At 41.3% G+C, this 2,400-nt stretch carries 3 protein-coding genes and 1 pseudogene; 1 reads left to right on the top strand and 3 read right to left on the bottom strand.

What is annotated here, in order from left to right; all coding sequences use genetic code 11:
• On the bottom strand, nucleotides 1-183 hold a 183-nt coding region (locus L6H98_RS31130), incomplete at its 3' end, for a hypothetical protein (protein ID WP_236421566.1).
• Between the two features lie 350 nt (nucleotides 184-533).
• Here L6H98_RS31130 and L6H98_RS31125 point away from each other — a divergent pair.
• Entirely contained in the window at nucleotides 534-776 is a 243-nt protein-coding gene (locus L6H98_RS31125; RefSeq protein ID WP_236421565.1) for a transposase, read from the top strand.
• A gap of 365 nt (nucleotides 777-1,141) precedes the next feature.
• Here L6H98_RS31125 and L6H98_RS31120 read toward each other — a convergent pair whose 3' ends face one another.
• Entirely contained in the window at nucleotides 1,142-1,729 is a 588-nt protein-coding gene (locus L6H98_RS31120) for a pentapeptide repeat-containing protein (protein WP_236421564.1), read from the bottom strand.
• Nucleotides 1,730-1,751: 22 nt separating this feature from the next.
• Nucleotides 1,752-2,400, bottom strand: a pseudogene (locus L6H98_RS31115) (hypothetical protein); the annotation flags it as partial.

Genomic DNA, 2,400 nt, shown 5'->3' with positions numbered 1-2,400 from the left:
TTTGTTCAGACGATCTTTAGTCTGCTGCTTCCATGTCGTCCATGTCTCGTCCAGCGCGGACATATTTTTGCTATTCACGAGCTTGTCTGCCGCTTTATTAAGTCCGTGTTTGGCCAAGATGGCGAGATTGACAAGCATCAGGGCGACGCCCAAGTTGTCCAGCAGCTGCTGGTCTATACCCAAGAACGTGGGGTTCGTATACGCATCCCCGTTCTTTAAATCATTCAGTTTCTTGACATTGACAAAAACGAAAATAACAAAAACAGGTTAATTACGATGGTATCTAACCATAAATCAACCATCCTTTGGGCTGCACATTCAGACGCCCCATGGCGTGATCTTCCTGGCCACTTTCCCCACTGGAAATCCGTCTACACTCACTTTTGACGTTGGCAGAAAGCGGGAATTCGGGATAAGGTGCTGAAGGTTGTCTCCCTATATAGCGATGAGGAAAGCATTATGATTGATGCCACGATTGTGCGCGTTCACCAGCACGGAGCGGGGGCAAAGCAAGCAAGCGATCGAACGTTCCCGTGGGTAGTTTAAGCACCAAAATTCATGCCATCGTCGATGCGCTCGGAAATCCACTTCGTTTCGAATTAACGGGTGGTGAAGCTCATGACTCGGTTCAGCGCTACAAACTTCTGCAAGCCATCGAACCGACGATGAAACAAGTATTAGCTGATCGAGTCTATGATACGAATGCGATCAGGGCGCTTCTGAACGAGGAACAAGCGATCCCGGTGATTCCAACGCCGAGAAATACAACCCGTTGACCGAGATATCTATAGAGAACGCCATTTAGTGGAGTGTTTTTTTTCAATAAAGTCAAAAGCAATCGTCGTCTGGCAACTCGCTACGATAAATTAGCGTGTACGTTCAAGGCTTTTTCGACTCCGGCATCCATTATGGTGTGGCTTGCTTGAGTTTGAAGACACCCCTAGTTTATCAACTCTTCTCGCCTTACTTATCCACGTTTTTCCATCCCCTTTTTCTTCCTTTAATTTTGAACATGAAAAAAAGCTCTCTCCTACTAAATAAGTTGGAATGAGCTTTTGAAATTTAAACAAGTGTTTGAATTATATAGTGATTGGTTGTGTTTTGCGATCTCGTTGTTAGGGAGATTTCGCTAATGAAGATATTATCCACTCATCTGCTCCATTAACCACTTTTTAATATCATCACCGTCCAGCCTTATTGGTTCCTCTTCAGTTCCAACAAAAATATGTTTGGCAGACACTTCATCAATCCCGTTTATTTCTTCAAAACTAGTTTCATAGAGAAGTGCCCCATCAAATATAGCATTTGTTAAATCAACATTAGAAAACTTTGAGCAGCTTAAATTTGCTCTTCGAAATGATGCTCGCCTCAAGTCAGATCCAGATATATTAGCGAAGCTGAGGTCTGCATCATCAAAAGACGCTTTTATCCCTACACAATTTAATATATTTGAATGTTTTAAGGAAGTGTAGTCAAATACCGTTTTACTCAGTATGCATTCCGAGAAAATCGTTCTTTCAAATGATGTACTTAAAAAATAGCAATCACTCATATCATTATTAGCAAAAAACGAACTACTCATATTTGACTCTACAATCTCTGAACAACTCAGATTCATCCCTGTAAGATTCAGTTGTTGTAATTCTTCTTTTACAATTTCTATTTTTTCTCCAATATTACCATCCGATTCTGCCCATTTATGATGTTTTATAAACATATTATCATCCATGTAATTCTTCCTTTCACATACTTTATGGCCACCACAGCAACATATCACTTAAACCTAATTCTTTTACCGCTTTGCGTACTTCGTCTATATGTTCTGGGAACATTTTTGATGAATCGATGATAACATTCTCCCCTTTTGAAAGTGATTCTTCTATATCAGCAATTGCCTTTTCCAGTGTATAACCCTTTGGCGCAAATTTTGAATACCATCCTTTAACGTCCCACAATACACCTGTTGCGTCAATAAATTCTGCACCTGCTGGATTGGTATCTCTAACTATAGGACCAGGTAGGTCCCCTCTCGCCTCTAACTCCAAGCCTGCTAGTCTTTCAATTTTTGTCTTTTCGTTTATTTTAAAGTTTTTTGCTGGATCTTTTGCCAAACTCTCATACTCTTCTGGAGATCTAGCGTAGTATTTTCCCTCATCCCCATACTTGTCTATCAATTCTTTATAGTAATCTGGAGCAGTTTCTCTAATTTTGTCTAAGTCAGCATTTCCCGTCCACTCATCCAACTTCTTCGCTAAATCATCCTTGCCTGCTTCCATTTCACTCCAAAAACGCTGTTGCTGACTATTGGGCGGAATTGGCTTTTTCGGCTTCGTGAAGTAGACGCCAGCTGGTCCTTCCGTTGCAAGTTCGGGGCCAAAACGAGTATTTCGCATCCGCTCC

It is taken from the genome of Paenibacillus sp. JJ-223, assembly GCF_927798175.1.
In the GTDB taxonomy this organism is placed as follows: Bacteria; Bacillota; Bacilli; order Paenibacillales; family Paenibacillaceae; genus Paenibacillus; species Paenibacillus hubeiensis.
The sequence above is the reverse complement of the archived record's forward strand: the minus strand, read 5'-3'. Positions and strand labels throughout refer to the sequence as shown.

Bases quoted from the DNA above. Each gene is read 5' to 3' on its own strand.
- L6H98_RS31120 (WP_236421564.1), bottom strand. From the start codon at position 1,729: ATGGATGATAATATGTTTATAAAACATCATAAATGGGCAGAATCGGAT.